The sequence below is a fragment of the Paenibacillus sp. FSL P2-0089 genome, assembly GCF_038595095.1.
GTDB lineage: Bacteria > Bacillota > Bacilli > Paenibacillales > Paenibacillaceae > Paenibacillus_AQ > Paenibacillus_AQ silagei.
The window spans coordinates 2,084,690-2,110,728 of sequence record NZ_CP152006.1 but is presented as its reverse complement, the minus strand read 5'-3'; the positions used below and the strand labels follow the sequence as shown (position 1 = coordinate 2,110,728).

The window sequence follows — 26,039 nt, the reverse complement described above, 5'->3', positions numbered from 1 at the left end:
CATATAATTCCTGTTAGAGCTATTCTTTCGTAGATTTTACTTCAATTACAAAAGCCACGGATGAACTCCCTTCTGAAAATTTACCATCCTCGGATGTCCAGAATGCTGATATGCCGTAGTAATAAACGCCTTGTTCTTTTGGAGCATTAAAAGAGCCGTTCTTCAATGGAATTTGCACTTCTTTATCATCGACAAATTGCTGAACGGTTAACCCGCCGGGTGCCGGTTTATAAGTAAAAGCAACATCGATCCCCCCCTCAGGGGCTATAACAGTGGGAGTAACCCCCTGTACCAAGGATTGTCCTCCTGTATAATCTGCACATCCTAATTTTCCCCAGCAATAGCTGCCTTGGGTAACCGGAATTTGGGTTTTCCCGGAAGTAACAAGGGGTAGCGGCGGCGATTCCTGTGTAATTCTAATCCCAATGCTTTTTGCATATCCTTCCAATCTTGTGTTTTCCACAACTCTCCCTGCAAAAGGAGTCCAATAAATGAACACTACCAGAAAAATTAAAATCCCCGCTGCAGATAGAATGAATCCTTTTTTTCTAAGCATCCCTATCCCCTTTTCATATCAAATTATCTAAATAGACGGAAATATATTGTAATAGTTACAAGCGCAGAAAAAAAGCCTGCCGGCAAGCGGTTAGGCTTTTTTAAAATAAAATTTATATGTTGCACACAAATCTGCATCCAGATCTTATTCTGCACCCATTATCCGTTGACAACCTCGCCGCCGTTCACATGCATCACCTGTCCGCTCACATAGGAGGAATCGTCCGAGGCCAGGTATACATACGCCGGTGCCAGCTCTTCAGGCTGCCCCGGGCGCTTCATCGGCTGGGTGCCGCCGAACTCACTGACCTTCTTCGCGTCAAAGGTGGACGGAATCAGCGGGGTCCAGATCGGTCCGGGCGCTACCGCGTTCACGCGGATGCCCTTATCGGCCAGATTCATTGACAGCGAACGGGTGAAGCTGAGAATGGCTCCTTTGGTGGACGAATAGTCCAGCAGCTGCGGGCTGCCGCGATACGCCGTGATGGAGGTCGTGTTAATGATCGTAGCGCCTTTTTTAAGATGAGGCATAGCTGCCTTCGTCAGGTAGAACATGGAGAAAATATTCGTCCGGAACGTACGCTCCAGCTGCTCCGCTGTAATGTCCTCAATATGGTCCTGCGGATGCTGCTCCGCCGCATTGTTAATCAGGATGTCAAGCTTGCCGAGTCCTTCAACGGTTTGGCGAATCAAGCTCTGACAGAAGCATTCGTCCCCGATATCCCCGGCGATCAGAATACACGTTCTGCCCTCCTGCTCCACCTGGCGCTTGGTCTCTTCCGCATCCTCATGCTCGTTCAAGTAGGAGATCACCACATCCGCGCCCTCCTTGGCAAAATGCACGGCAACCGCACGCCCGATCCCGCTGTCGCCTCCGGTAATGAGCGCGGCCTTGCCCAGCAGCTTGCCTGCTGCCTTGTACGCAGGTGTCTCAAACTCCGGGAGCGGGTTCATCTCACTCTCAATTCCCGGGCGCTGATCCTGTACCTGCGGGGGCAGAGTTTTGACAGGTTGTTTGTTAGTGTCTGGCATAATCCATTCTCCTTTCGCTGTCCACAGTATTGTTGATTAATCATGTTAGCATGGCTTAAGGTCTGGTGTTTATGCACAGGCAGTGTGCCTGCTTGACTGTACGTTATGTTACTTACCACACTTGGCAGCCGCCCAAACAGCCAATCTTCATTCAACGGTGCCTATATCGGAACGGTAGTACGGTAAGCAACGAACGTTTCCAAAAAGAATATTATCTATATCCGCTAGGGGGAATGTCCTATACTTTGTGGGGAACGACAACTACCTTAACTGAGGGGACGCTTCTATCATGGGAAATGAGCGCATCTTGCTGACGAACGGAACTGTAATCGATGGAACCGGACAGCAGCCGCTGCATCATGCAAGCATTGAGATTGTTAATGGCCGTTTCGGCACCATAACACAGTATAGTGACATTAACGGGAGAATCGGGCATGACTCCGCAACAACAGTGATCGACCTTGAGGGTCTGTTCCTTTTGCCGGGGTTTATTCACACCCATGCCCATACCAGCTTCAAGTACATACAGAATGAGCCGCTGCACGGATATCATACGGAATATTTGGCCGCGTGCCTTGCGGAAGGAATTACTACGATCCGGGATGAGGGGATGACTACGGCAGCATCGATTGATGATGTGGTCACATATACGCAGCAGTTGGAGGACGCTAATTCTCCCAGAATTCTTACATCCGGCAAGGTATTCACCGCTCCAGGCGGGTACGGTGGTCAGGAGCCTATCGGAGTAGGGAGTGCAGAGGAGGCGCGGCTTAAGGTCCTTGAAGTCTTGGGACAAGGAATACATTTCATCAAAACAGCGCTGGAAGACGGCTACGATCCCGCAACCGCCGGACTGCCGCAGCTGAATCAGGAGATTCTCGAAGCGATCTGCCAGGAGGCCAGGAGTATGGGTGCTTGTGTGTCTGCTCATGTTACAAGTGCACGCAATCTTCAGATTCTGGTGGATGCAGGGATCAGCGATGCTGCGCATATGGTCTACGACCGGCTGGACGATCAACTGATCCGGCAAATGGTGAGCGGGAGCATCCGTATCGTCCCCACCCTCACCGTACTCCAGATGTTCCAGGACAAATTCGGTGCGCCGCTGCTGGAGCAAGGGCTGGATAATGTCCGGAGATTTATTCAGGCAGGCGGGGAGATTGGGCTGGGGGATGATTTTATTGAAGAAACTCCTCCGTGGTACAGAGCCGGTATGCCGTGGAGGGAGATCCAGCTGTTAGGCCAGGCCGGCCTCTCCCCGATGCAGATTATTGTGGCTGCCACTTCAACCGGTGCCAAGATCTGTAAGCTGGAACATGAGCTCGGTACCATTGAGACAGGCAAGAGGGCCGATCTGTTGGTCGTCGGGGGAGATCCGCTGGCGGATATTAACAACCTGCGGCAGGTCAGCTGGGTAATGAAAGACGGCAAGATCGTATCGAAATCATACTAACAGGAGGTTTTGCAAAATGAATGCAAGAATCACACTATCTCCGGTCACCCCGGACGATATCGATTTCATCACAGAACTGGAGACCAATACCGCCCTCTGGCCCTTCGAGGATATGATTCCAACTGACAAGGAGGCAGTCCGGAAGACGGTGACGGAACGAATCGCTAGCGACTGGCATAGACAATTCCTGATCCGGCTAGCTACTCCCGAAGCAACCCCTGTAGGGGAACTGAGCATACACTGGTATGTAAAAGAGCGCGAGAGCTGGGAGCTGGGCTACAGCCTTTTCCCTGAATACCGGGGGCAAGGCTACTGCACCGAAGCGGCGCAGCTGGCCTTGAAGCTTGCTTTTGAAGAATGGAAGGCCCACAGAGTCGTGGCTATGTGCAATGAATACAATACCGCATCCATCAAGGTGCTGGAACGCTTGGGCCTGACCCGCGAAGGCGTATTCCGGGAAGAAATACACTGGAATGACCAGTGGGTGAACCAATACTTTTATGCGATACTGGACCGGGAGTACCGGGCGATTATCGGGATATAGCGGAAGGATGCTGTATTCGGTTTTTAGCATACATAAAACCAACATGGCTTCATGGTGCAATTGTATTCGGTTATCTGTGAAAACACGTCTTCTGCGATAAACGCAGGCCTACACGGCACGTCCAGTCCAATTGTGTTCGGTTTTTCGATTACATTCGCCTACCTGGCACGTCCAGTCCAATTGTGTTCGGTTTTTCGATTACATTCGGCCTACACGGCGCGTCCAGTCCAATTGTGTTCGGTTTTTCGATTACATTCGGCCTACCTGGCGCGTCCAGTCCAATTGTGTTCGGTTTTTCGATTACATTCGGCCTACGCGGCGCGTTCATTCCATTTGTGTTAAGTTTCCCGGGTTACATATGTTAAATAAATGAAAAGACGACATTCTGTTTTTAGCCACGTTGCTCATTTTCATGCTGGAGCTGTGCCTTGAAAGACATGTTTGTTTTCGCATACATCGGGTCGATATCTCTTCATAGCAGTACATCGCCCCTCATGACAAGACCTCACTCCTTGGGATAACGGCCTTATTTCCAGAACTCTATTCATCTTCCTTCACAATTGCATCCTGAACCTTACCCGCACCCCTAACCTTTGTTGAAGTATTTAGAATCGCCTGCGTCACCGTTGTCCCTTCATCCAGCTCTATCTTAACCCCTGTTGCAGTGGCAGCGGTCTTAAGCGTGCGTATGGAGCCTTTTTGCAGGTGGAGGAAGGGTCCTTTGGCTTCAATGTTCACATCTCCGAAATTGCCGTTAAGCGTCACTACGATCCCGGCTGCAAGGCCGGATGGCAGATCAATATCTGTGAACCCGTCTCCGGTACCCTCCCCCTCTTCCAGATTTACACCGGACTGTACCGACAATGCCTTCACCCAGGTTGTACCTTCGGTGAGCAGGCGGGCAGTTCCACTATTCTTCTGCACAATCACTTGGTTCATGGTTGTGTTTTTGAGCTGCACTGAGGGATCTCCGCTTCCCTGTATGATGACCTTGCCTAGTACTTCAACACTGTCCAAGTTCACCTCTCCGTTGCCGATTCCTTCCTCCAGGACCAGGTCTCCAAAAATCTTCAGATTCTGCAGCAGCACATCATAGCCGGATACAGTGACATTATTATAGTATTTGATAGCTCCTGGTTTAAAGCTTCCGAGCCCCTCAGAACGGCCGATAGTTACACTCTGCAAGCCGCCGCTTGTGACATTGTAATAATCCAGCAGTGCAATTGCTTCGGCCCGGGTCATCGCCTGTTCTGGAGCAAACCGCCCGTCCGGGTACCCCTTCATTCCTCCGTCATTGATCAGTGCAGCGACATCGGCTTCACTCCAGCCTGCAATCTGATCCTTATCGCTGAACATGGATAATACCTCCGTGCTTCCCGTCTCAAAATACATCATTCTGCTCACCATAATCGCCGCCTCCTGGCGCATAACGGGATCGCCCGGACGAATCGTGCCTCCGTAACCCTTGATGATGCCCACTTCCAGCGCTTTCGAGATTTCTTCGTATGCCCAGCTCGTCTTAGGCAGATCGCTGAAATCAGCCTTCACCTTGCTCTCAGTCGTCAGCCCGGCCAACTGGTTGATTAACGCGATAAATTCCGCTCTAGTGATCGCCTGATCCGGCCGGACTGACCCGTCCGCGAATCCCTTCAGCCATCCCTTTTCCAGCCAGCGGCTCATCTGCTTCTGCGCCCAGTGTCCTTCATAATCGGCTGCCGCAGACATATGCCCGGCTGAACCCAGCAGCAAGCCCAGACTCAGCCCGACCGTTACTAATTTTCTTCCTATCATTACTGCGCTCACTCCTAAGTATGTATGTGATGCCAAATGAACCAAGCACCTAATCACAGTGTACCGGAATACATAGCCGTTGGGAACAATATCCAACCATGTGCATCCAGACATGCGAAACAGCCCTGGAGGCCGAGGCTTCCAGAGCTGTTATCACACTGCCCATCCGGCAGCAGGTTATTTAGATAATTGTGTTGTAGACCATGAAAAAGATCATGACGACCAGCGAGACCATCAGCAGCAGACTCATGGTACGGATCTTGGCAGTCTCCGCAGAGACATCGCGGTTCTCTCTCATGCCAGCCGCAGCAAGGCGCAGAGGCTTGGTCATAATCCCGCCGAACGCGAACATAGCCAGCAGAAGCACCGTAACAATGATCATCCAAGGTACAGAATACTCGCCCTTAGTCATCATGTAGCCGCCGGTCAGCAGCTGAATCACCAGCCCGTATTGGGCAAAGCGGTTGAATCCGCCGATTGCACTGAGCGTGCCTTCCTTCGCCGGGGAGGACAGCTTAGCCGTCCCGCTTAAGATAAACGGCAGCACCAGATAGAAACCGAGTGCCAGTGTCCCGATCATATGCAGAAAAAAGAAAATATGACCCATTGTAATCTCCTCCAATTTTGAATGTGAGGCCTTCGGCAGACTGCCGGGGTTACATGGTTACAGAGGAAGTCACCGCGCGGACCGAATCAGCGGACTGGTCGAGTGCCGCCTGTTCCTCCGCCGTAAGCTCCAGTTCAAAAATCCGCTCAATGCCCTCTGCTCCCAGAAGCGCAGGAACTCCCATGAACAGGTTCTCATAGCCGTATTCACCCTCAAGCAGAGCGATTACCGGTATGATCCGTTTCTTGTCCTTGAGAATAGCCTCCGCCATCTGAACCAGGGATGCTGCCGGAGCATAGTACGCGCTGCCGTTCCCAAGCAGGCTGACAATTTCACCGCCGCCCACACGGGTACGCTGCACAATCTCTGCAATGCGATCTGCCGGGATAAGCGTCTCGATTGGAATACCGCCTACGCTGGAATAACGCACTAACGGCACCATATCGTCACCATGGCCGCCCAGCACGAAGCCGCGTACATCCTCTACCGATACATTAAGCTCCTGAGCGATGAAAGTGCAGTAGCGGGCCGTATCCAGCACCCCGGATTGCCCGATGACACGGTTCTTGGGGAAGCCGAGCGCATGATAGGCCACGTATGTCATCGCATCCACCGGATTGGTCAGTATGATCACAATGGACTCTGGGGCCACGCGCTTCACATTCCCGCAGACCGATCTGACGATATTCGCATTGGTATTGACCAGATCCTCACGGCTCATGCCGGGCCCCCGGGCAATCCCTGCGGTAATAATAACGATGTCAGAATCCGCTGCGTCCTCATAGCTCGAAGTTCCGGTAATTTGAGCATCGAAGTTCTGCACGGGTCCCGCTTGGAGCATATCCAGCACCTTGCCCTTGGTAGGATTCTCAAGCTGAGGAATGTCAAGCAGCACTACATTGCCAAGCTCCTTCTGGGCAAGCATAAGCGCCGTGGTCGCGCCGGTGAATCCGGCACCTACGACAGTGATTTTTGAACGTTTGATCGCCACGGTAGCCCTCCTAACCTGATGATAGTCTGAAGGCGGCCAACATAGATATAAGCTACACGGATGTGCAGCTTATATCTGTAGTATTTACCGGCCCGGCCTCTTACAGATGGTTGATGATCTCGTCAGCAAAAGCAGAGCATTTCAGCTCAGTCGCGCCTTCCATCTGGCGGGCAAAGTCGTAAGTAACCGTCTTGTTGTTAATCGCCGTACTCATTCCCTGGTAGATCAGGTCAGCCGCTTCCTGCCAGCCCAGATGCTCAAGCAGCATAACGCCGGAGAGAATAACAGAGCCCGGATTCACTACATCCTTGTCAGCATACTTAGGTGCCGTACCATGTGTAGCTTCGAAAATAGCATGTCCCGTAATATAGTTAATATTCGCTCCCGGAGCGATACCGATGCCGCCAATCTGGGCAGCCAGTGCGTCGGAGAGATAGTCACCGTTCAGGTTCAGCGTTGCAATGACATCGAAGTCTGTCGGGCGTGTCAATACCTGCTGAAGCGCAATGTCCGCAATGGCATCCTTCACGATGATCTTGCCTGCTGCTTCGGCTTCCTTCTGGGCAGCATTCGCAGCCGCTTCACCGTCGCGTTCCTTGATGACATCGTACTGGTTCCAGGTGAAGACCTTATCGCCGAACTCTTGTTCAGCCACTTCATAGCCCCAGTTCTTAAAGGCGCCTTCAGTGAACTTCATGATGTTGCCTTTGTGTACCAAGGTTACGCTCTTGCGTCCGTGCTTGATCGCATACTCTACTGCTGAACGAACAAGGCGTTTCGAGCCTTCCTCGGATACAGGCTTAATACCGATACCGGATGTTTCCGGGAAGCGGATTTTGTTCACGCCCATTTCCTTCTGCAGGAATTCGATCACCTTTTTCACTTCGGCAGAGCCTTCCTGATATTCGATACCAGCATAGATATCCTCTGTATTCTCACGGAAAATAACCATATCCACCAGCTCAGGATGCTTCACCGGAGAAGGAACGCCGTCGAAGTAGCGCACCGGGCGCAGACATACGTACAGGTCAAGCTCCTGGCGCAGCGCTACGTTCAGGGAGCGGATACCTCCTCCAATCGGAGTGGTCAGCGGGCCCTTGATGGCCACAATATACTCACGGATCGCTTCCAGCGTGTCGTTCGGCAGCCATTCACCATATGTATTGAAGGCCTTCTCGCCGGCAAACACTTCGTACCACGCAATTTTCTTCTTGCCGCCGTAGGCTTTCTCTACAGCTGCATCCAGCACCCGCTTGGAGGCTTTCCAAATGTCACGGCCTGTCCCGTCACCCTCGATGAATGGAATGATCGGCTGATCCGGAACCAGCAGCTTGCCGTCTTCGATTGTAATTTGTTCGCCTTCTGTGGGCAGATCGTATTGTTCCAGTTTCAACATTGGTAGATATTCCTCCTAAAAGTATGATGTATAAGCATTCATATCATTCATTGTACTAAAGGGGTAGAGCAGCCCGCAAGGGCCGCCCTCCCTGACGGCCTGTTATCGCTCGTCTACAGGGACGTACTTCATGTCGGACATGCCTGTATATTCCGCACGCGGACGGATGATACGGTTGTCTTCGTACTGCTCCAGAATGTGCGCCGTCCAGCCCGAAGTACGGCTGATCGCGAAGATAGGGGTGAACAGCTCCCGTTCAATCCCCAGCTGTGTGTAGACCGATGCCGAATAGAAGTCGACGTTTGGTTTCAGCCCCTTTTGGCTGGTGATCAGCTCTTCCACCTTGACGGACATGTCATAAAGACTGGTGTCATTCTTCATCGTGCCCAGCTCGCTGGACATCTTCATCAGGTGCTTGGCGCGCGGGTCGCCGTTCTTGTAGACACGGTGTCCGAAGCCCATAATCTTCTCGCGGCGCTCCAGCTTGCCCTGGATATACGGCTCTACCGCATCCAGGCTGCCGATCTCCTCGAGCATCTTCATTACGGCTTCATTCGCCCCGCCGTGCAGCGGCCCTTTAAGCGCCCCGATCGCTGAGGTCACACCGGAATAGATGTCGGACAAGGTCGCAACCGTTACCCGTCCGGCAAAAGTCGAAGCATTCAGCTCATGGTCGGCATGCAGCACAAGCGCCGTATCCAGCGCCTTGACGGATACCGCATCCGGCTCTTTTCCCCACAGCATGTAGAGGAAGTTCTCAGCGATGGTCAAGCCTTCCTTCGGAGCTACCGGCTCCAGGCCTTTGCGGATGCGTGCCAATGCGGCAACTACGGTCGGAATCTGCGCCTGCAGCTTCAGCGCCTTGGTCTGGTTCGCTTCCTTGCTCATATCATCGGCGGCTTCATCGTACAGCGCCAGACTCGATACGGCAGAGCGCAAAGCGGCCATGGTGTTGGCTTCCTTGGGATACAGCTTCATTTGAGTGAGCACCTGCTCCGGGATCGGAGCGTGAGCGCTGAGGTCGCGCCGCAGAGCTTCAAGCTCCGGCACCGTCGGCAGACTGCCGAACCACAGCAAATAAGCGGTCTCCTCAAATGTGGCATGGTCCGCAAGATCGTCAATATCATAGCCGCGGTAAGTGAGCACTCCATCTACGATAGAGCTGATTGAGGAGGTCGTTGCAACAATGCCTTCAAGTCCTTTAGTAGCTGTCATAGTATCTCTCTCCTTTGCCAACAAGAGTGTATAGTGCCGCTTCAAACCTCATGTAAACATTTACATTTCCAAGTATTTCAACTCTCTCTGAAAAAAAGCTTCAGGACCGGCTCAGAAGATTGCAACTAAATTTCTGCTCTTTAACCTTTAATTATCATACCGGATTTTGACGGTTATGTGAACAACGTGGAAGCTTTACAGGACATCAAATGATTTTATCGGAGGGATAGAAAAAAACGAACGCAAAACCTGTTTCATGAACGCGCTTCCAGGTTACGAATATGCCCGCTGTCTGCCCTTTTCTAGCGCTGCTAGTCTTTTCACACCCCCTATGAATATATATAAGACGAGCCGTTATTTCTGGAATCCGCCAGAGTAGGAGGGACCGAAGATCGATACACTTGTGCTTAAAAGAATGCTGCGCGGCCTCTGGGTCGTGCTTGCCGCCGCCCTGATTCTGCTGGCTGTATATGTACTGCTGCCGCTCCTGTACCCCCTGCTGATCGCCTGGCTGCTGGCTTATCTCATGCATCCGCTGGTCCTGATCCTTAAGGGGATGAAGCTCCCCGGCTGGCTCGCTGTCTCCCTCTCGCTGCTGTTCTACATCGGAGGAATCGCTCTTGTACTGACCGCTCTCATCACACGGCTCGTGAAGGAGCTGATCGGGCTGCTCCAGACCTTCGATCTTCATACCGATCAGTGGCGGGAGCTGCTGCTGTCCTTGAGCCGTAATGCCAGCATTCAGAATATTATTAACCAAATCAACCAGTTTTACCACGACAATCCGGGTTATCATGCCACCATTGACAGCAATATCAACCGGACCACTGAAACGGTCGGCCAAGCCGTGACGCAGATGATCACCGGATTCTTCAATATCATCCTGAAGCTGATCTCCTCGCTGCCGAGCCTTGGAACCATTCTGATTGTCATCGTGTTGGCCGCCTTCTTCCTCAGCACCGGCTGGGAACGGCATAATGCCAAGCTGACTGCGTGGCTCCCAGCCCCGCTGCTAAGACCGGTGTCGGAGATCTGGAAGGATCTGCGCAAAGCGCTGTTCGGCTACATCCGCGCCCAGCTGGTGCTGATCTCCGTAACGGCGGTAATTGTGATCATCGGCCTGCTGCTGCTGGGGGTCAAATCAGCCTTCGCCATCGGCCTGACCATCGGTATCGTCGATCTGATTCCTTATCTGGGTGTTGGTATCGTCATTCTGCCCTGGGCCTTGTATTCATACATGACCGGGAACATGGCGCTGGCCATCGGGCTGCTGGTGCTCTACGGCATCATCCTGATCACCCGCCAGGTACTGGAGCCCAAGGTACTCGCCAGCAGCATCGGCGTCGATCCGCTCGCCATGCTGATCGGCATGTTCGCCGGCCTTCAGCTGATGGGCATGCTCGGCCTGATTCTCGGCCCGGTGCTGCTCGTTATTCTCGACGCATTCGCCCGCGCCGGCGTATTCCGCGCCCTGCGCACTTATATCCTCAGCGGCAGGCTGCATTAGGGGGCCGCGTTCGAAACTAACTTTGCTCCGCACCACTCCCTAACGCCAAAAAGGCATCCAGCCGCAGTATCCTGCACTGAACACCTTTTGACAAGCCTGATTACTTCCTTATTACCCGCTTACCTGCGGTAGAAGGTGAACGTGCCGTTCTTCATCTTCTTCTCGATCCATTTCAGCAGAAAAACCCGGTAAAGCGGCCGGGTCAGCGGAAATACCAGAGTAAAGCCGATCAGATCCGTGACAAACCCCGGCAGAATCAGCAGCAGACCGCCGAAGAAAATACATAAGCCGTCCAGCATGGTCCGTCCGGGCACCCGGCCCTCCTGCATATGTGTTCTGCTGTCCTGCAGCACTTTCTTGCCCTCGAACCGCATCATTAGCAATCCGATGACTGAAGTAGCCAGCATGATCAGCAGCGTCTTGGGCGCTCCAAGAAAGCTTGAGACATAGATGAAACCGAATAATTCCACGGCCGGGACTGCAAATAGGGCGGCCCACAGCCATTTGTTCCTGATCATACTGCTCCTCCTTCTTCTTTACGTTAACGCTATTCTTCTTCCTTCAGCGCAGCCAGGATGGCATGGAACAGCTCGGGCTGTGCCCTGTCGATCCGCACCGGCCTCCATTCCCCGTTCAGCCAGACATGGCTCGTCGAGCCGCTGACCAGAAGCTCGCCTGCGGTCCGCTCCTGCCCTTCCTGACCCGCCGCCATCCGGCGGATTTCATATTCATACACAACCCTAAGAGCCGAGAAGGTGGTTAACCGCGCATACACGGTAATAAGATCATCATATCGCGCGGGGCTTTTAAATTGCAAATCTGCAGAGGTTACCGGCAGCAGCAGACCGAGGCCCTCCAGCCTCTTGTAGTCGAAGCCCAGCTCACGGAACATCTCCGTCCGGCCGCACTCAAACCAGATCAAATAGTTGGCATGATAGACCACACCCATCTGGTCGGTCTCCTGATAACGTACACGGATGGAGGTACTGTGCCAGCGGCTGGCCCATCCCGGTTGATGCGGATTCATATTCATGCTCCTTTCTAAAATACAGCCTGTCCGGTAGCCAGCAGAACGCTTAAGCGCCGACACCGCCGGATGCAGACTTCAGCGGCAGCTTGCGGCGCGAGCTTCGGGCAACATAGAACAGCAGGACCGCACCCGCAGCCGCACTAAGCATACAGGAGAGGTTCATCAGCCCGACCCCGCCCTGATTCAGCAGCATCCCGTTCAGCAGATTGCCCAGAATGCCGGCTAACCCGGAGAATACGATGTTAAATACACTTTGCCCGGTCGCCTGCATCTCCGGTGAGGTAATCTTCGATACATATTCAACCGCCGCGATATAAAAGAACCCGAACGAGAGGCCGTGAAGCACCTGTACGCCGATCATGACGGAAGGGTACGGGAAGGCCACCTGAATGCCCCAGCGCAGCACATAGATTAGCGCACCAAGCAGCAGCGTCCGCTCCATGCCGAGCCTGCGGATGACCCGGGAGGCGAAGAACATAGACGGAACATTGGTAATCGACGCCAAGAACAGAGCGATTCCCGCAGAGCTAGTGGACCCGCCGACCGACTGGAAAGCAATCACGAAATAGGTCCCGAAGGCCGTCATGGTCTGATTGACCAGAAAGCTCCCGCCCAGGAAGGCCAGGAAGATGCGGTTGCCAAGCAGCTTTTTGATCCCCTGGGAGAAGGACTGGCTCATCATATGATTCTCCTCCGCCTGCTTGGGAAGAGTGAAGGCAATCACTACAGCGACGCTATTCAGCAGCAGAAACGGCAGCCAGATGGTCGATACAGAGAACTTGGATACATACTGTCCCCCCGCAATGGCCCCTACGGCGGCGCCTATGCTCATCATCATGCGGATGCTGCCGTAAGTGGCCCCAGACTTGTTCGCTGCCGCTATGGCGTATGAGTCGGCTATAGGCGCCTGTGTAGAGGAGAAGATCGTGGACACGGTATACACCAGCATCAGCACGATGAAATATTCCGAACGGTACAGAACCGCAAGCACCGCCGGAACCGCCACGCTCAGAATCAGCACCAGCCGCGCCTGGTTATACCGGTCGGAGACCATTCCCCATAAGGGCTGGACACAGATGGCGATCAGCGTACCTATAGCCATCAGCACGCCGATCTGGCTGACTTCAAGTCCGTTCGATTTCAGCAGCAGCGAGAGGTAAGAGCCGAAGGAGCCTCCGGCCAGTCCCAAAAATAGATAGAACCCGCGCAGCTTTGTTATTTTTTCCATGGGGATTACAAGTCCTCTCTCATTCTTTTTAACAGAATACCCAACCTTCATAGCCGCCTGCTGCATTAAATAGAGCACAACCTATTATGAGGCGGTGGACAAGTGGGCCAAGTCAATAGATTAACACGAAGCAAACCCTGTCTGAAGGATAAACTTAATACGGGCAGAGCCGCCAGTTCAGGCTTCGGCTGGACATCAAGCAACTGGAGCGGTTATGCCATTTCCGGCAAAAAAGGCAGCTACCGGCAGATATCCGCCGACTGGATCGTCCCTTATGTAAAGCCTACGGAAAAAGCTACGTTCTCCTCGGCCTGGATCGGCATCGACGGCTTCAAGAACAGCAGCTTGATCCAGACCGGCACCGGCCATGAGTCGGTGAACGGCAAAGTCAGGTATTATGCATGGTGGGAGATTCTCCCCGCCTCTGAGACTGTAATTCATCTCCCCGTCTCTCCCGGCAACCATATGCGGGCTTCCATTGTCAAGCTCAGTCCCGGAAAATGGTGCATCACCCTGCGCAATCTCAGCAAATGCTGGGTTTTCCGCACGGTACAGCGCTATAACGGACCGCAAAGCTCAGCCGAATGGATTGTCGAAGCACCGCAGGTGGGATTCGATATCGCTCCGCTGTCCAAGTTATCCACAGTCTGCTTCACCTGTTGCCAGGTCAATGGACGCAGCCCCAGACTAAAGGCCTCAGACGGCGGCATTATGATCCAGAATAAGAAGCTGCTGGCCGTGCCTTCTCCTCCGCGCTCTTGCGGAAGCGCCTTTTCGGTCAGACGAATCTATCATAAAAGTCCTCCTGCTGTGTATTCCAGGAACCCTATTTATACGACTCCCTAACAGGCTGACATGCCGTCTGCTCCAGACACTCAGGTCCAATATATCCATTTGCATTATCGATATCAAAAAAGAGCAGCGGCAATCAAGCGCCACTGCTCTTATCATTATATCTTATTCGTGCTGCAGAAGCTCTTCCAAATCCTAGTCGGCTGGAATCGTATCTACCTTCACCAGGTTAGTGGAACCGGAACGTCCAAGCGGGATACCTGCAGTGATGACTACAAGATCGCCAGCTTTAACCAGACCGGAAGCTTTACCGCCGTTAAGAGCTGTTTCCAGCAATTCGTCAGTAGAATGAGCTTCAGGACCGAATACAGGAGTTACGCCCCATACCAGCGCCAGCTGACGCATGGTTCTTTCCTGGGTGGTAACAGCAATGATCTGTGATTTAGGACGATATTTGGAAACCACGCGTGCAGTGTGGCCAGTTACCGTTGAAGAAATGATCGCTTTAGCATTCAGATCCAGAGCGGAGATCGCTACGGATTGGCTGATCGCTTCAGTTACAGTAGTTTCTTGAGCAATCTGCTGCTTCATGAAGATCTCACGGTGGTTCAGGGCAGATTCTGCTTTCTCAGCAATACGGGACATAGTCAGTACGGATTCTACCGGATATTTCCCGGCAGCAGTCTCACCGGACAGCATGATTGCATCGGTTCCGTCGAAGATTGCGTTCGCTACGTCACTTGCTTCAGCGCGGGTTGGGCGCGGGTTGCGCTGCATGGAATCCAGCATTTGGGTAGCTGTGATTACCGGTTTGCCGGCGATATTACATTTTTGAATCATCAGCTTCTGTGCCAAAGGTACATCTTCAGCAGGGATTTCTACACCAAGGTCGCCACGGGCAACCATCAGGCCGTCGGATACTGCCAGAATTTCATCCAGGTTATCGACACCTTCCTGGTTCTCGATCTTGGAGATGATCTGGATGTGGGAAGCATCATGCTTCGCAAGCAGTTCACGGATTTCCAGAACGTCGCTGGCTTTGCGTACGAAAGAAGCGGCAATAAAATCAATGTCCTGTCCGATCCCAAAAATGATATCATTGGTATCTTTTTCCGTAATACCCGGCAGGGAGATGGATACTCCTGGTACGTTAACACCCTTCTTGCTCTTGATCGTACCGCCGTTAACAATACGGGTCTTGATTTCGGTGCCTTGAATGTCGACAACTGTAAGGCCGATCAGGCCGTCGTCGATCAGGATCGTCGATCCTACTTGAACATCGTTAGGCAGGTTGTTGTAAGTGATGGAGATACGGTTGTGGTCGCCAAGGATCTCTTCCGTAGTCAATGTCAGATACTCATCCTGAACCAGTTCAATCGGTTCTACTTCCAGCTTGCCTGTACGAATCTCCGGTCCTTTGGTGTCGAGCAGGATGGCAACAGTCTTGCCAAGTTCCTTGGATGCTTGACGGATCGTGTTGATCCGGGCTCCATGCTCATCAAAATCGCCGTGGGAGAAGTTCAGACGGGCCACATTCATACCAGCCAAAATCAATTTTTTGATATTCTCCAACGATTCACTTGCAGGTCCGATCGTACATACAATTTTACTTTTCCGCATTAGGTTTTCCTCCGTTTTTTCGTTCTCTCTGTCTCATCTTTTCCAACTACAAAATCTACTATAAGGCTTGCTCTTTGTATAGGAACTTTATCACATGTAAAGACATGCACGTTTTATTGCGCCCTTATGAATATTACTGCATGTTGAACACAAAATCAATGTTAGTGCCTGTTTTTGCTGTAAATTAAAGTCGAATAATATAGGATGGCCGATAAAAGAAAAACCATCCCGCAAGAAGCGCAGGATGATTAGAATGGGAATAAATGTATAACCGGTCTTGTCCTATTCGCGGCCTGGAATAAGCTGGAATGTGTTAAAAAGTGCAAACCGGCGGTACCGGCATTGCCGCTAATTCCCCGGAGAGCATCTCCTGCTTACTCTACAATTTGCGCTTCATCCTGATCGGCATCCTGCTCCAGCACCGCCTCGGAAAACTCGCCGATTTTGCGGAATTTCAGGTAACGGTCTTCCTTCAGCGCCGCCGCATCCATACCGGACAGCTCCTGCAGGTGACGCCAGACTGTGTCCTTAACCGCCTCCGCCGCAGCTTCGTAATCCCGGTGTGCACCGCCTCTGGGCTCCGGAATAATCTCCTCGATCACTTCCATCTCCAGCAGATCGGTGGCCGTAATCTTCATGGCCTCTGCGGCCTGCTCCGCCTTGGTGGCATCCTTCCACAGAATCGACGCTGCACCGTTAGGGGAGATCGCCGAATAGATCGCATTCTCCAGCATCAGCACACGGTTGCCGACAGCCATCGCTAAGGCTCCGCCGCTGCCGCCCTCGCCGATAATCACGCAGATGACCGGAACGGCCAGCTGGGACATCTCGAACAAATTGCGGGCAATCGCTTCCGATTGTCCGCGTTCCTCTGCGGTATTGCCCGGGTAAGCCCCCTTGGTGTCCACAAAGGTGATGATCGGACGGCCGAACTTCTCCGCCTGCTTCATCAGGCGCAGTGACTTGCGGAAGCCTTCCGGATGGGCGCTGCCGAAGAAGCGCAGAATATTCTCCTTCGTATCCTTGCCGCGCTGTTGACCGATGACAGTTACAGGCCGGCCGTTCAGCTTGGCGATTCCGCCGACTACAGCAAGATCGTCACCGTACAGGCGGTCACCATGCAGCTCGATAAAGTCCGTGAAGATAAGCCCGATCAGATCCAGCGAGGTCGGGCGTACGTGATGCCGGGCCAGATGCATCTTCTGGGCCGGGGATATATTGGAATAGATCTCATTCTCCAGCTCGCTGTAGCGCTCCTCAAGCCGGGCTACCTCATCGCTGAAATCAATGCCCTTCTCTTCGCCGAACTGCTTGAGCTCGGCGATTTTTTTGCGCATTTCTACCAGAGGCATTTCAAAAGGCATCTCTCCTGCCAACCTAAAATCCCCCTTTCACATCATGCAGCTCCAGCAGCTTCGTGAGTGTGGAGCGCATTTCCTTACGGTGCACGACCAGATCCAGCTGTCCGTGCTGCAGATTGAACTCGGCCGTCTGGAAATCCTCCGGCAGCTTCTGGCGAATCGTCTGTTCGATGACAATCCGTCCGGCAAAGCCGAAGACCGCTCCGGGCTCGGCAATAATAATATCGCCCAGGCTGGCAAAGCTCGCCGATACCCCACCGGTAGTCGGATCAGTAATGACGGAGATATACAGGCCGCCCGCTTCACTGAACCGGGCCAGCGCGGCACTTGTCTTCGCCATCTGCATAAGACTGAGAATGCTCTCCTGCATTCTGGCCCCGCCGGAGGTGGAGAAAATAAGCATCGGCAGTCCCCGCTCTGTCGCTTCTTCTACCGCTCTAGTAATTTTCTCTCCAACCACAGATCCCATGCTGCCTGTGAAGAACTCAAAGTTCATCACGGCTACAATCACCGGATGTCCGCCGATGCTGCCCTGGCCGGTGATTACAGCCTCAACTTGTCCGGTTTTGGACTGCTGCTGCTCAAGCTTGGAAGCATAGCCGGGGAACTTCAGCGGATCAATGGACGCCATCTCGCTGTCGAACTCAATGAACCCTTCCGGATCAAGTATCATCGCAATCCGTTCGGTTGCATTCAGACGCATATGATAGCCGCAGGACGGGCATACTTTCAAATTCTTCTCCAGTTCCTTGCTGTACTGGATTGTTCCGCATTTGGCACACTTGCTCATTAGGCCTTCGGGAATCTCCCGCTTGGGGCGCTCGCCTTCTGCCGGTCCGCCGCTTCGCTCCAGACGCTCTGAAGGAATAGTCGCGTACTTCCGTTTTTTCTGAAATAAATCTTTGAACAAGGGTCGCACCTCTTCAGCCGTTTATTTGCGTAAATAGCAGCTTGCCGCTGTCATGAATGTTCTTGAATCTCTACGCCATACTCTTCAGGGATGCAGGATCAGATTAAGGACCTCCTGCACTTCTTCAAGCTCTCCCGAAGGAACCAGAATCTCAAACTGCTGCTTGGACATATTGATGGGACGGCATTTAATCAGAAATCCTTCTTCCGTAAGCTTCCTCTCAATCATCTCCGCCACTTTGGCGGTCGGCGCTATATAGATTACCGTCCACATGCCCTGCAAGGCCTCCCTAATCTCGAATCCAGCCGTATCCTGAATATAATGAAATTATGATAACACAGTTTTCTTTTTTCCCGCAAGCAAGCCCGGCAGGAAGGACTCAGGCCCGGGAGGCCGGTCGCAGCGCATCAGGAGCAGCCGTTATTCGGTCCCGGTCACATGGGGATAGACCTTCGCACCCTCATGCCCGTGGGCGATCCGGGCTGAAGCTGCAGCCGCAATTCCGGCCACAAGATCATCCAGAAATACATGAATGCTCCCCTTATCATCATTCAATTTGCCGATAATTCCAAGCTTTATTTTATCGAGGTAGCCGAAGCTGGTCAGACCGATCATTCCATACACGCTCGTGATGCCCAGCGCCAGAGTCTCGTCCGCCCCATAGAGCGACTCATCCGCTTCCATTACCGCCTGAAACGGCTGGGGCAGCAGCTTCTTCTCGGCCAGCTCATCCAGCGCAATCCCCGTCATGAGCGTATACTGGACCTCTCTTTTGTTCAAGACCGACTTGACACTGCTCAGGCACTCCTCCTGCGTTAAGCTGGGATAATAGACCGATTGCAGGATATAGACGATCTCTGCGATCGAATCCAGTGATACTCCCCGGCGCTCCAGCAGATCCTCCGCCATTTGATAGGACATGATGTCATTCCCCTTCCGCACGGGACAATGCCCCGCTATGATTTAGCTGAACTTGAGAGTGAAGCCTGACAGATTCATAAGTTCACTCTATTGGTTCCCTAATGTATGCGGAAGAGGGGGCAAATGTGCTAAAAAGATCAGTGTATTTATGGCGCGATTATGGTGCAACGGGTATGCTCAAGTGCATTCTGTACAACTAAATCGTCTGATTTACTGCCGACTATCCATTTAGCTGTAATCGATACAACTAAACTGCCTCTATATGCGTTTTCTCACCTATTCGGGCAGATTTAGTTGTACAGACTACAGTTAGGAGAGGAAAGCCGTCCCTTTCACGGTTTTTAATTGCACATAATACACCTATGTGAATGTTCGCTTTGAACAAGCTCCAAGGACAGCTTGGCTATTCCTATCTGAGGCGGACGGTTCCGGCACCCAGCATCTCCTCAATGGCTGCGAAAAGCTCCTCCGAGGGCTCGATCCGGTAGCTGTCGCTCAACGCAAGCACCTTCTGGTTGCGCTCGTAGAACAGCAGCGTCGCTGCGGGTCCCGGATGGGTCTGCAGCAGCGCCTGGAGGCGCGGCAGCAGACCCTTCAGCTCAGCGCCCGGCGTGATCTTGATGAAGACACGCTGGGCGCCTGGCTCCTGCCCCGTGCGCAGCGGGGCAGAGCTGTCCGGCCGCGCGTCTGACGCGGCCGGGACCTTAGGCGCGGCCTGCGCAGCGGCCGCAGAAGCGCGCGCACCGGGCGGCTGTGCCGCCGGTGTGCGCGTGCCCGCCAATGCAGCGGCGGCGCCAGCTGCACCGCCGGGCCGGGCGCCGGGGCCACCGGCGCCCGTGCGGGCTGCAGGAGCGGCCGCAGGCGCTCCTGCAGGGGCACTGCGGCCCGCGCCGAAGGCGGGCCGGGACCCGGCGCTGCGGCGCTGCAGCAGGCCGCGCACGCTGTCCGAGGTGAGCGGAGCTACCTCCTCGGCCAGCAGCTTAAAGCCCTCGTCCTCCTGCTGCACCTTGGCGCGCAGGGCCAGCAGTGCGCCCTTCTCAATCAGGGCGCGGCTGCGTTTCCACACCTCAGGGAAGAGTACAACCTCGCAGCGCTCGATCTGGTCTTCCCACTCCACAAAAGCCATCGCCTTACCGGCTTTGGTCGTGATCTCCTTCAGCGACACGACCATACCGGCCGTCACGGTCAAACTCTCATCCGCTGCTTCGCCAAGATCCATCAGCTTCTGCATTCCCGGCTCCTCCAGCAGCCCCGCATGGTCATCCAGCGGGTGGCCGGAGAGATAGAGCCCGAGCAGCTCACGCTCCAGCTCCAGCTGCTGGGTTCCGCTGAACCTCGGAATATCCGGGTAGCGGATCTCCCAGTTCGGCGTCTCGATCAGGTCATCGAACAGCTGGATCTGCAGCTCATCGCGCTCCTTGCGCCATTTGGCCGCCGCGTCCACCGTCTCATCCAGCATCGCCAGCAGCTGCGCCCGGTGTCCGGGCAGCGCATCGAATGCCCCCGTCTGCAGCAGCGATTCGATCACGCGCTTGTTGCAGACCCGCAGATCGACCCGGCGGCAGAAATCGAGCAGGCTGTCGAACGGCCGCTCCTTGCGGACTGCCATGATGTTCTCTACAGCCTGCGTGCCGACATTCTTCACCGCAGCCAGCCCGAAGCGGATATGCCCGCGGCCTTCACCGGGCACCGGAGTGAACAGCACCCCGCTCTCGTTGACATCCGGCGGCAGTACGCCAATCCCGGACCGGCGGCATTCCAGAACATATTCCGCCACCTTGCGGTGGCTCCCCATCACAGCAGTCAGCATCGCGGCCATGAACTGCACCGGATAATGCGCCTTAAGATAAGCGGTCTGGAAGGCCAGCACCCCGTAAGCAGCCGCATGGGCGCGCGGGAAGCCGTAGTTGGCGAACCGCACGATCATATCATAGACCGCATGGGCATCCGCTTCCTGGTAGCCCTGCTTCAGACTGCCCTCCACAAAGTGGCTGCGCTCCTGATCCAGCGTCTCCCGCTTTTTCTTGGACACCGCACGGCGGAGCAGGTCCGCTTCGCCAAGCGAGAAACCGGCCATCAGGGAGGCAATCTGCATGATCTGCTCCTGGTAGACGATAATGCCGTACGTATCGGCCAGAATCGGCTGCAGATCCGCATGCGGATAGACGACCTCGAACTCCCCGTGCTTGCCCCCGATGAATTTCGGGATGAATTCCATCGGACCCGGACGGTATAACGCTACCACCGAGACAATATCCTCGAACCCGCTCGGCTTCAGGTCCTTCAGCACCCGCCGTACGCCTGCCGATTCCAGCTGGAATACGCCGGTAGTCTCGCCTGCTCCAAGCATCTCATAGGTTAGCGGATCATGATCCGGAATAATGCGGAAATCCGGCACGCTCCCGGTCATCTCCTTCACCCATTTCATGCAGCGTTCAATAATCGATAAGGTCCGCAGGCCGAGGAAGTCCATCTTGAGCAGCCCAACGCTCTCCAGATGCTCCATAGAGTACTGAGTCAGCGCCGTGCTCTCATTGCCCGCCTGAAGCGGTACGGCATCAGTCAGCGGCCCCTTGGAGATGACCACGCCAGCCGCATGCGTCGAAGCATGGCGCGGCATGCCCTCCACCTTCATCGCCGTATCCAGCAGCGCTCTGGTCTTCGGATTCGTCTCATACAGCGCCTTCAGCTCAGGTGTACTCTCCAGCGCCCGGGTGATGCTGATGCCGAGCTGGCCCGGAATCAGCTTCGCCGCCTTGTCCACCTCGTTATACGGCAGATTCAGCGCCCGGCCCACATCACGGACAGCAGCCCTGGCCGCCATCGTACCGAAGGTGATGATCTGCGCCACATGCTCCTTACCGTACTTGTCCACCACATAGGCAATGACCTCATCGCGGCGTTCGTCGCTGAAGTCGATATCAATATCGGGCATCGTGATCCGCTCAGGATTCAAGAAGCGCTCGAACAGCAGATTATATTTCAGAGGGTCCACATCGGTAATCTTCAGCGTGTATGCGGTGAGACTTCCTGCGGAGGAACCGCGGCCCGGACCTGTAACAATACCGCTTCGGTGACAAAAAGCGATAAAATCCCACACGATCAGGAAGTAATCGCTGAACCCCATGCTCTCAATAACTCCCAGCTCGTAGTCGAGCCGCTTCTCGGCCGTCTCCTTCTGCTCCGGCGATTCCCAGAGCGGAGTATCTGAATAGCGCTGCTCCAGTCCGCTGCGGCACAGCTCGCGCAGATAAGCAGCGGCATCCAGCCCTTCCGGTAGAGGCGAGAATTCCGGAAGAATATGATGGCCGAACGTCAGCTCCAGATTGCACGCTTCAGCGATCCGCTGCGTGTTCTCTATCGCCTGCGGCACATGCGGAAACAGCGCAGCCATCTGCTCCCCGCTTTTGAAGAACAGCTGGTCCGTTCCGATCTTCAGCCGGTCCTCATCGTCTACGGATTTGCCCGTGCCGATGCAGATCAGCACATCCTGGACCTCAGCATCCTCCTTGTCCATATAGTGGACATCATTGGTCACTACCAGCGGAATGTCGAGCTCTTCAGCAAGTGCTATCAGCTGCGGATTCACCCGCTTCTGCTCGGCAATCCCGTGATCCTGCAGCTCCAGATAGAAGTCGCTTCCAAAAATCTCCTTATACCGCAGCGCCGCCTTACGCGCCTCATCCTCCCGGCCGTGCAGCAGATGCTGCGGTACTTCACCGCCCAGGCAGGCACTGAGGCAGATAATGCCTTCGGAATGTGCTGCCAGCACCTCCATATCAATGCGCGGCTTGTAATGCTGGCCCTCCAGATGGCCGATGGAGATCAGCTTCATCAGATTCCGGTAGCCGGTCATATTCTTCGCCAGCAGAATCAGATGATAGATCGGCTGATCCTTACGGCTCCCCCGCTCACGGCGCGAGCCTGCGGTCAAGTAAGCCTCACAGCCGATAATCGGCTTGATTCCCTGCGCCCGGCAGGCTTTATAGAAAGGGATGGCCCCGTACATCACACCATGATCCGTCAGCGCCAGCGATGTCATGCCGTATTCGCCGGCCCGGCGCACGAGATCTGTAATGCGCGCCGCCCCGTCCAGTAAACTGTATTCGCTGTGCACATGCAAATGCACGAATGGGCTCATATTCCCCACTTCCCTTCAGCTCCAAATCAAAACATAAGATGAAACTATTTTATCATATTAGAGGGGGAGCCGCCCATAGAATGGATTAAGAGCATATGGACAGGCAAAAGCCAGGCAGCCGCCTGATCTAAGGAGGGAGCTTTTTATGGATATTTTCTTAAGCAAGGCCGTCCTCGACTTCTTCATCGCGTTCGGCATAGTGCTGGGCGGAGCGATGCTGGGCGGAATCGGAGCCGTCGTCTCTCTTCAGCCGCCAACCGATACCATGGTGGAAATCGCAGACCGGATTAAGATATGGGCACTAGCTGCCGCCGTAGGCGGAACGATCGACCCGATGCGGGTCATTGAGAGCAATATGCTGGGAGGCAATCTCTCACCGGCGATCAAGCAGATTCTCTATCTGGTGTTCGCCTTCCTGGGCGCTCATATGGGCAGTGAGCTGGTCAAGTGGGTCTGCGGCAAGTAGAACCATCACGCCTCCAACCAAATGCCTATAGATCAAGGGGTGAAAAGATACATGCGACTTCCGCCGTTTGACCGCTACCGCCGTTTCTCGCAGATTGCTGCTGTGTTTGTGCTGGGGATGATTGTGGGAGCCGCCCTGTATAACGCAATTTATAACATGGGCTATAACATACTCTGGCTCAACAATCAGGATCTGCGGCTGGAAATTGAACAGTACCGGAATGACATTCTCACGCTCAAAAAGTACAATAATACCTCCACCGTGATCCGGGAGATTAAGGTGCGCAGCGAGGACAGCAAGATAAAGGATGGTGCCGCGGCGCTGGACCCGGTAACAACCAAGGAGGTCCTCAGCAAGCTGGCGGGCGATCTGGAGCCGCTGCGCGGACGCAGCATGTTCGATATCGACTCCGACGGCAAGCTGGCGCGTCTGCTGCTGGACAGCAAAATCTATCTGGCCCGCGAGAAGGAATACACCGTCAAAATCCGCACCATGCTGGTGATGGAGGGCGTGCTGCAAATCTGGGTGGAAATCAGCCCTTATAAGCGCAGCTGAGGCGCAAATCATGATACAATAGTGGACAAATCACAATCACAGGATACAGAGTGCCCGGCTGAGGCTACGCTGACTGCCCGGTCTTCCACAAAGGAGCTGCCGTTCATGATTATGTTCATTAAGTATCTACTGTTTGCCCTGCTCGTTATCTTCATGGTATGCGCCGCCGCGTACAGCATCTCTTCCCGTAGAACCGCCGACCCGCTCATACAAGGCACTAGGCGCTCAATCATGAATATGCTGCTGGGCGGAATGCTGGTCACGCTTTCACTAATGTCAATGTTCATCTTCCGCGGCTCAACGCTTAACGTGGTCATTGAGGCTGCTTTTCTGCTGCTGGGCCTGTTCAATATCTTCTCGGGACTGCGCAGCTTCAGCTACTACAGCCGGATGCGCAGCGGAAGCTGAGGGTTCAGCCGGCGCCTATACAAATAGACCAGTTGCTACTCCTGATCGCCTGCAGGACAGCCTGGTCTATTTAGATATTTTCGCGAAAATCGTTATTCACCCGTCATTACCCGCTAATCCAGCTACCCATGGTCAATTGACTGCAGCATCAGAACGGCCTTGGCTACAATGGTATCCATATAGCTGATCTCGATCTCCAGCTTGCAGGTGCGGCGGCTGATCTCCAGCAGCTTCGGCATGACGGTGATGGAATGCTCAATCTGTACCGGACGGATGAAATAGGTTGACATATTGTCCAGTACATAGTCATTCCCGGTGATGTCCTTGGCTGCTTTGAAGGCGGACAGGGTCATCAGGGTGGACAGAACCCCTTCCGAGATCGTCCCCAGATCAGTTGCCATCTGCGGGGTAATGAAGCCGTGGAAGAATAGTCTTCCCTCCTCATCCCGCTCGTCCGCGAACCCGTTCCAGATCAGATGATCGAACGTCTCTCCAAGCTGCGGCTGATTGCTGGCGTCGCGCAGGCTCTGCAGCACTTCACGCCGGGTGACCGACCCTACCAGCTTGCGGTTGCGGTCCACAATGGGCAGAAAATCGATCCCCTCCCACATCATAATCTGCGCCGCCGAAGCCAGCGAGGTCTGAAGTGCAGCGGTAACCGGACTGCGCACCATCGCCTTCTCGATGCTCTGCCCTTCGCTGAGATCCTCCACATCACGCCGGCCTACAATTCCGATAACCCGGTTCCACTCATCCGTGACCGGAAACCGCTGCTCGCCGCTGGTCTGCGACAGTTCACGCAGCTCGCCTACAGTGCTGGAGATTTTGAGTGTATTCAGGCGCAGCTTGCCCTCCACAATATCCTCTACCAGCATAATCTTCTTCTTGATCAGCCGGTCAAAGATCGCACGGTTAATCATCGAAGCCACCGTAAACGTATCATGTCTGGACGAAATCACCGGCAGATCCAGCTCATCAGCCAGTGCCTTTACCTCGCGGCTGGTGCCGAAGCCCCCCGTTACAAGCACCCCGGCCCCCTGCTCCAGCGCAAGCGAGTGCACATCATCGCGGTTCCCTACGATCAGCAGACTGTCGGCATCGATGTACCGGATCATGGCATCGACCTTCATCGCACCGATCACATATTTATGAAGGTGCTTGTTCAGACCCTCTGCTCCGCCAAGCACATGCCCCTCAACAATATCTACGACATCCCCGAAGGTCAGCTGTTCGGAAATATTGCGCGGCTTCTTCTCCACCCGGACTGTGCCAATCCGTTCCTTGGTAATGACGATCCCCAGGTTCTCCGCTTCCTTCACTGCACGGTAAGCCGTACCTTCGCTGACCCCCATCTCCTTCGCCAGCTTGCGGACGGAGATTTTGGTTCCCACCTTCAGACTCTCAATGTGCTGCAGCAGTTGTTCATGCTTTGTGATATTATCTCCTTGACCTTCCAACTGTTACACCCCCATACCCCGATCTGTACTATTCTGTACCCATTATACATGCTGGGCAC

At 54.1% G+C, this 26,039-nt stretch carries 24 protein-coding genes; 7 read left to right on the top strand and 17 right to left on the bottom strand.

What is annotated here, in order from left to right; all coding sequences use genetic code 11:
* Nucleotides 1-19 precede the first annotated feature (19 nt).
* Both NST69_RS08550 and NST69_RS08545 read right to left on the bottom strand, forming a co-directional pair.
* Complete coding sequence (locus NST69_RS08550; protein ID WP_340954518.1) at nt 20-556, bottom strand: hypothetical protein; 537 nt, start codon at nt 554-556, stop codon at nt 20-22.
* A 158-nt stretch (nt 557-714) separates the two neighbouring features.
* Nucleotides 715-1,587: an SDR family oxidoreductase gene (locus NST69_RS08545; protein ID WP_209872520.1), complete on the bottom strand. Its 873-nt coding sequence runs from the start codon at nt 1,585-1,587 to the stop codon at nt 715-717.
* A 289-nt stretch (nt 1,588-1,876) separates the two neighbouring features.
* Here NST69_RS08545 and NST69_RS08540 point away from each other — a divergent pair, with 289 nt between their 5' ends.
* Both NST69_RS08540 and NST69_RS08535 read left to right on the top strand, forming a co-directional pair.
* Nucleotides 1,877-3,040, top strand: coding sequence for an amidohydrolase family protein (locus NST69_RS08540; protein WP_340954520.1), 1,164 nt, complete (start codon nt 1,877-1,879; stop codon nt 3,038-3,040).
* 16 nt (nt 3,041-3,056) lie between these two features.
* Nucleotides 3,057-3,584 carry a GNAT family protein gene (locus NST69_RS08535; protein WP_342548996.1) on the top strand — a complete coding sequence of 176 codons (528 nt, stop codon included), beginning with the start codon at nt 3,057-3,059 and terminating at the stop codon, nt 3,582-3,584.
* A gap of 540 nt (nt 3,585-4,124) precedes the next feature.
* On the opposite strand, the gene NST69_RS08530 is transcribed toward NST69_RS08535, so the two are convergent.
* From NST69_RS08530 to citZ, 5 genes are all read right to left on the bottom strand, one after another.
* The gene (locus NST69_RS08530; protein WP_036725586.1) at nt 4,125-5,375 is read right to left on the bottom strand and encodes an S-layer homology domain-containing protein; all 1,251 of its coding nucleotides are present in this window, start codon (nt 5,373-5,375) and stop codon (nt 4,125-4,127) included.
* A 181-nt stretch (nt 5,376-5,556) separates the two neighbouring features.
* Complete coding sequence (locus NST69_RS08525; RefSeq protein ID WP_076082918.1) at nt 5,557-5,982, bottom strand: hypothetical protein; 426 nt, start codon at nt 5,980-5,982, stop codon at nt 5,557-5,559.
* A gap of 49 nt (nt 5,983-6,031) precedes the next feature.
* Entirely contained in the window at nt 6,032-6,973 is a 942-nt protein-coding gene (gene mdh, locus NST69_RS08520; RefSeq protein ID WP_036725589.1) for a malate dehydrogenase, read from the bottom strand.
* 100 nt (nt 6,974-7,073) lie between these two features.
* Nucleotides 7,074-8,369 (bottom strand): NADP-dependent isocitrate dehydrogenase, encoded by a 1,296-nt coding sequence (gene icd / locus NST69_RS08515; protein ID WP_036725590.1) that lies wholly within the window; start codon nt 8,367-8,369, stop codon nt 7,074-7,076.
* Nucleotides 8,370-8,471: 102 nt separating this feature from the next.
* Nucleotides 8,472-9,584 (bottom strand): citrate synthase, encoded by a 1,113-nt coding sequence (gene citZ, locus NST69_RS08510; RefSeq protein WP_036725592.1) that lies wholly within the window; start codon nt 9,582-9,584, stop codon nt 8,472-8,474.
* A 391-nt stretch (nt 9,585-9,975) separates the two neighbouring features.
* Between citZ and ytvI the strand changes: the two genes are divergently transcribed.
* Nucleotides 9,976-11,091 (top strand): sporulation integral membrane protein YtvI, encoded by a 1,116-nt coding sequence (gene ytvI / locus NST69_RS08505; RefSeq protein WP_342550118.1) that lies wholly within the window; start codon nt 9,976-9,978, stop codon nt 11,089-11,091.
* 119 nt (nt 11,092-11,210) lie between these two features.
* Here the strand turns inward: ytvI and NST69_RS08500 are convergent, their stop codons facing one another.
* The 3 genes from NST69_RS08500 to NST69_RS08490 are packed head-to-tail and all read right to left on the bottom strand — an operon-like array spanning nt 11,211 to nt 13,349.
* The gene (locus NST69_RS08500) at nt 11,211-11,609 is read right to left on the bottom strand and encodes an FxsA family protein (RefSeq protein WP_036695825.1); all 399 of its coding nucleotides are present in this window, start codon (nt 11,607-11,609) and stop codon (nt 11,211-11,213) included.
* Nucleotides 11,610-11,638: 29 nt separating this feature from the next.
* The gene (locus NST69_RS08495) at nt 11,639-12,118 is read right to left on the bottom strand and encodes a thioesterase family protein (RefSeq protein WP_339255124.1); all 480 of its coding nucleotides are present in this window, start codon (nt 12,116-12,118) and stop codon (nt 11,639-11,641) included.
* 49 nt (nt 12,119-12,167) lie between these two features.
* Nucleotides 12,168-13,349, bottom strand: a complete 1,182-nt coding sequence (locus NST69_RS08490; RefSeq protein WP_342548995.1) for an MFS transporter — start codon at nt 13,347-13,349, stop codon at nt 12,168-12,170.
* A 102-nt stretch (nt 13,350-13,451) separates the two neighbouring features.
* On the opposite strand from NST69_RS08490, the gene NST69_RS08485 reads away from it, so the two are divergent.
* A complete protein-coding gene (locus NST69_RS08485; protein ID WP_342548994.1) occupies nt 13,452-14,195 on the top strand; it encodes a G1 family glutamic endopeptidase in 744 nt (247 codons plus the stop codon).
* A 141-nt stretch (nt 14,196-14,336) separates the two neighbouring features.
* Here the strand turns inward: NST69_RS08485 and pyk are convergent, their stop codons facing one another.
* From pyk to NST69_RS08455, 6 genes are all read right to left on the bottom strand, one after another.
* Nucleotides 14,337-15,761, bottom strand: a complete 1,425-nt coding sequence (gene pyk, locus NST69_RS08480) for a pyruvate kinase (protein ID WP_036725599.1) — start codon at nt 15,759-15,761, stop codon at nt 14,337-14,339.
* A gap of 374 nt (nt 15,762-16,135) precedes the next feature.
* Complete coding sequence (locus NST69_RS08475) at nt 16,136-17,137, bottom strand: acetyl-CoA carboxylase carboxyltransferase subunit alpha (protein WP_076082927.1); 1,002 nt, start codon at nt 17,135-17,137, stop codon at nt 16,136-16,138.
* Between the two features lies 1 nt (nt 17,138).
* Nucleotides 17,139-18,032, bottom strand: a complete 894-nt coding sequence (gene accD, locus NST69_RS08470; RefSeq protein WP_076082930.1) for an acetyl-CoA carboxylase, carboxyltransferase subunit beta — start codon at nt 18,030-18,032, stop codon at nt 17,139-17,141.
* A gap of 84 nt (nt 18,033-18,116) precedes the next feature.
* The gene (locus NST69_RS08465) at nt 18,117-18,305 is read right to left on the bottom strand and encodes a hypothetical protein (RefSeq protein WP_036725605.1); all 189 of its coding nucleotides are present in this window, start codon (nt 18,303-18,305) and stop codon (nt 18,117-18,119) included.
* 147 nt (nt 18,306-18,452) lie between these two features.
* The gene (locus tag NST69_RS08460; protein WP_036725608.1) at nt 18,453-18,953 is read right to left on the bottom strand and encodes a phosphatidylglycerophosphatase A; all 501 of its coding nucleotides are present in this window, start codon (nt 18,951-18,953) and stop codon (nt 18,453-18,455) included.
* Nucleotides 18,954-19,362: 409 nt separating this feature from the next.
* Nucleotides 19,363-23,094 (bottom strand): DNA polymerase III subunit alpha, encoded by a 3,732-nt coding sequence (locus tag NST69_RS08455; RefSeq protein ID WP_342548993.1) that lies wholly within the window; start codon nt 23,092-23,094, stop codon nt 19,363-19,365.
* Between the two features lie 145 nt (nt 23,095-23,239).
* Here NST69_RS08455 and NST69_RS08450 point away from each other — a divergent pair, with 145 nt between their 5' ends.
* From NST69_RS08450 to NST69_RS08440, 3 genes are all read left to right on the top strand, one after another.
* The gene (locus tag NST69_RS08450) at nt 23,240-23,560 is read left to right on the top strand and encodes a YtrH family sporulation protein (protein WP_036721610.1); all 321 of its coding nucleotides are present in this window, start codon (nt 23,240-23,242) and stop codon (nt 23,558-23,560) included.
* A 51-nt stretch (nt 23,561-23,611) separates the two neighbouring features.
* On the top strand, nt 23,612-24,115 hold the full coding sequence (locus NST69_RS08445) for a hypothetical protein (RefSeq protein WP_209872545.1): 504 nt from the start codon (nt 23,612-23,614) through the stop codon (nt 24,113-24,115).
* Nucleotides 24,116-24,220: 105 nt separating this feature from the next.
* Nucleotides 24,221-24,523 (top strand): YtpI family protein, encoded by a 303-nt coding sequence (locus NST69_RS08440; protein ID WP_076082940.1) that lies wholly within the window; start codon nt 24,221-24,223, stop codon nt 24,521-24,523.
* A 122-nt stretch (nt 24,524-24,645) separates the two neighbouring features.
* Here the strand turns inward: NST69_RS08440 and NST69_RS08435 are convergent, their stop codons facing one another.
* The gene (locus NST69_RS08435) at nt 24,646-25,980 is read right to left on the bottom strand and encodes a DRTGG domain-containing protein (RefSeq protein ID WP_209872548.1); all 1,335 of its coding nucleotides are present in this window, start codon (nt 25,978-25,980) and stop codon (nt 24,646-24,648) included.
* Nucleotides 25,981-26,039: the final 59 nt, after the last annotated feature.

Coding starts and splice junctions, on each gene's coding strand:
- NST69_RS08550 (WP_340954518.1), bottom strand. CDS start 556: ATGCTTAGAAAAAAAGGATTCATTCTATCTGCAGCGGGGATTTTAATT.
- NST69_RS08545 (WP_209872520.1), bottom strand. CDS start 1,587: ATGCCAGACACTAACAAACAACCTGTCAAAACTCTGCCCCCGCAGGTA.
- NST69_RS08540 (WP_340954520.1), top strand. CDS start 1,877: ATGGGAAATGAGCGCATCTTGCTGACGAACGGAACTGTAATCGATGGA.
- NST69_RS08535 (WP_342548996.1), top strand. CDS start 3,057: ATGAATGCAAGAATCACACTATCTCCGGTCACCCCGGACGATATCGAT.
- NST69_RS08530 (WP_036725586.1), bottom strand. CDS start 5,375: ATGATAGGAAGAAAATTAGTAACGGTCGGGCTGAGTCTGGGCTTGCTG.
- NST69_RS08525 (WP_076082918.1), bottom strand. CDS start 5,982: ATGGGTCATATTTTCTTTTTTCTGCATATGATCGGGACACTGGCACTC.
- icd (WP_036725590.1), bottom strand. CDS start 8,369: ATGTTGAAACTGGAACAATACGATCTGCCCACAGAAGGCGAACAAATT.
- citZ (WP_036725592.1), bottom strand. CDS start 9,584: ATGACAGCTACTAAAGGACTTGAAGGCATTGTTGCAACGACCTCCTCA.
- NST69_RS08500 (WP_036695825.1), bottom strand. CDS start 11,609: ATGATCAGGAACAAATGGCTGTGGGCCGCCCTATTTGCAGTCCCGGCC.
- NST69_RS08495 (WP_339255124.1), bottom strand. CDS start 12,118: ATGAATCCGCATCAACCGGGATGGGCCAGCCGCTGGCACAGTACCTCC.
- NST69_RS08490 (WP_342548995.1), bottom strand. CDS start 13,349: ATGGAAAAAATAACAAAGCTGCGCGGGTTCTATCTATTTTTGGGACTG.
- pyk (WP_036725599.1), bottom strand. CDS start 15,761: ATGCGGAAAAGTAAAATTGTATGTACGATCGGACCTGCAAGTGAATCG.
- NST69_RS08465 (WP_036725605.1), bottom strand. CDS start 18,305: ATGTGGACGGTAATCTATATAGCGCCGACCGCCAAAGTGGCGGAGATG.
- NST69_RS08460 (WP_036725608.1), bottom strand. CDS start 18,953: ATGTCCTATCAAATGGCGGAGGATCTGCTGGAGCGCCGGGGAGTATCA.
- NST69_RS08455 (WP_342548993.1), bottom strand. CDS start 23,094: ATGAGCCCATTCGTGCATTTGCATGTGCACAGCGAATACAGTTTACTG.
- NST69_RS08450 (WP_036721610.1), top strand. CDS start 23,240: ATGGATATTTTCTTAAGCAAGGCCGTCCTCGACTTCTTCATCGCGTTC.
- NST69_RS08445 (WP_209872545.1), top strand. CDS start 23,612: ATGCGACTTCCGCCGTTTGACCGCTACCGCCGTTTCTCGCAGATTGCT.
- NST69_RS08440 (WP_076082940.1), top strand. CDS start 24,221: ATGATTATGTTCATTAAGTATCTACTGTTTGCCCTGCTCGTTATCTTC.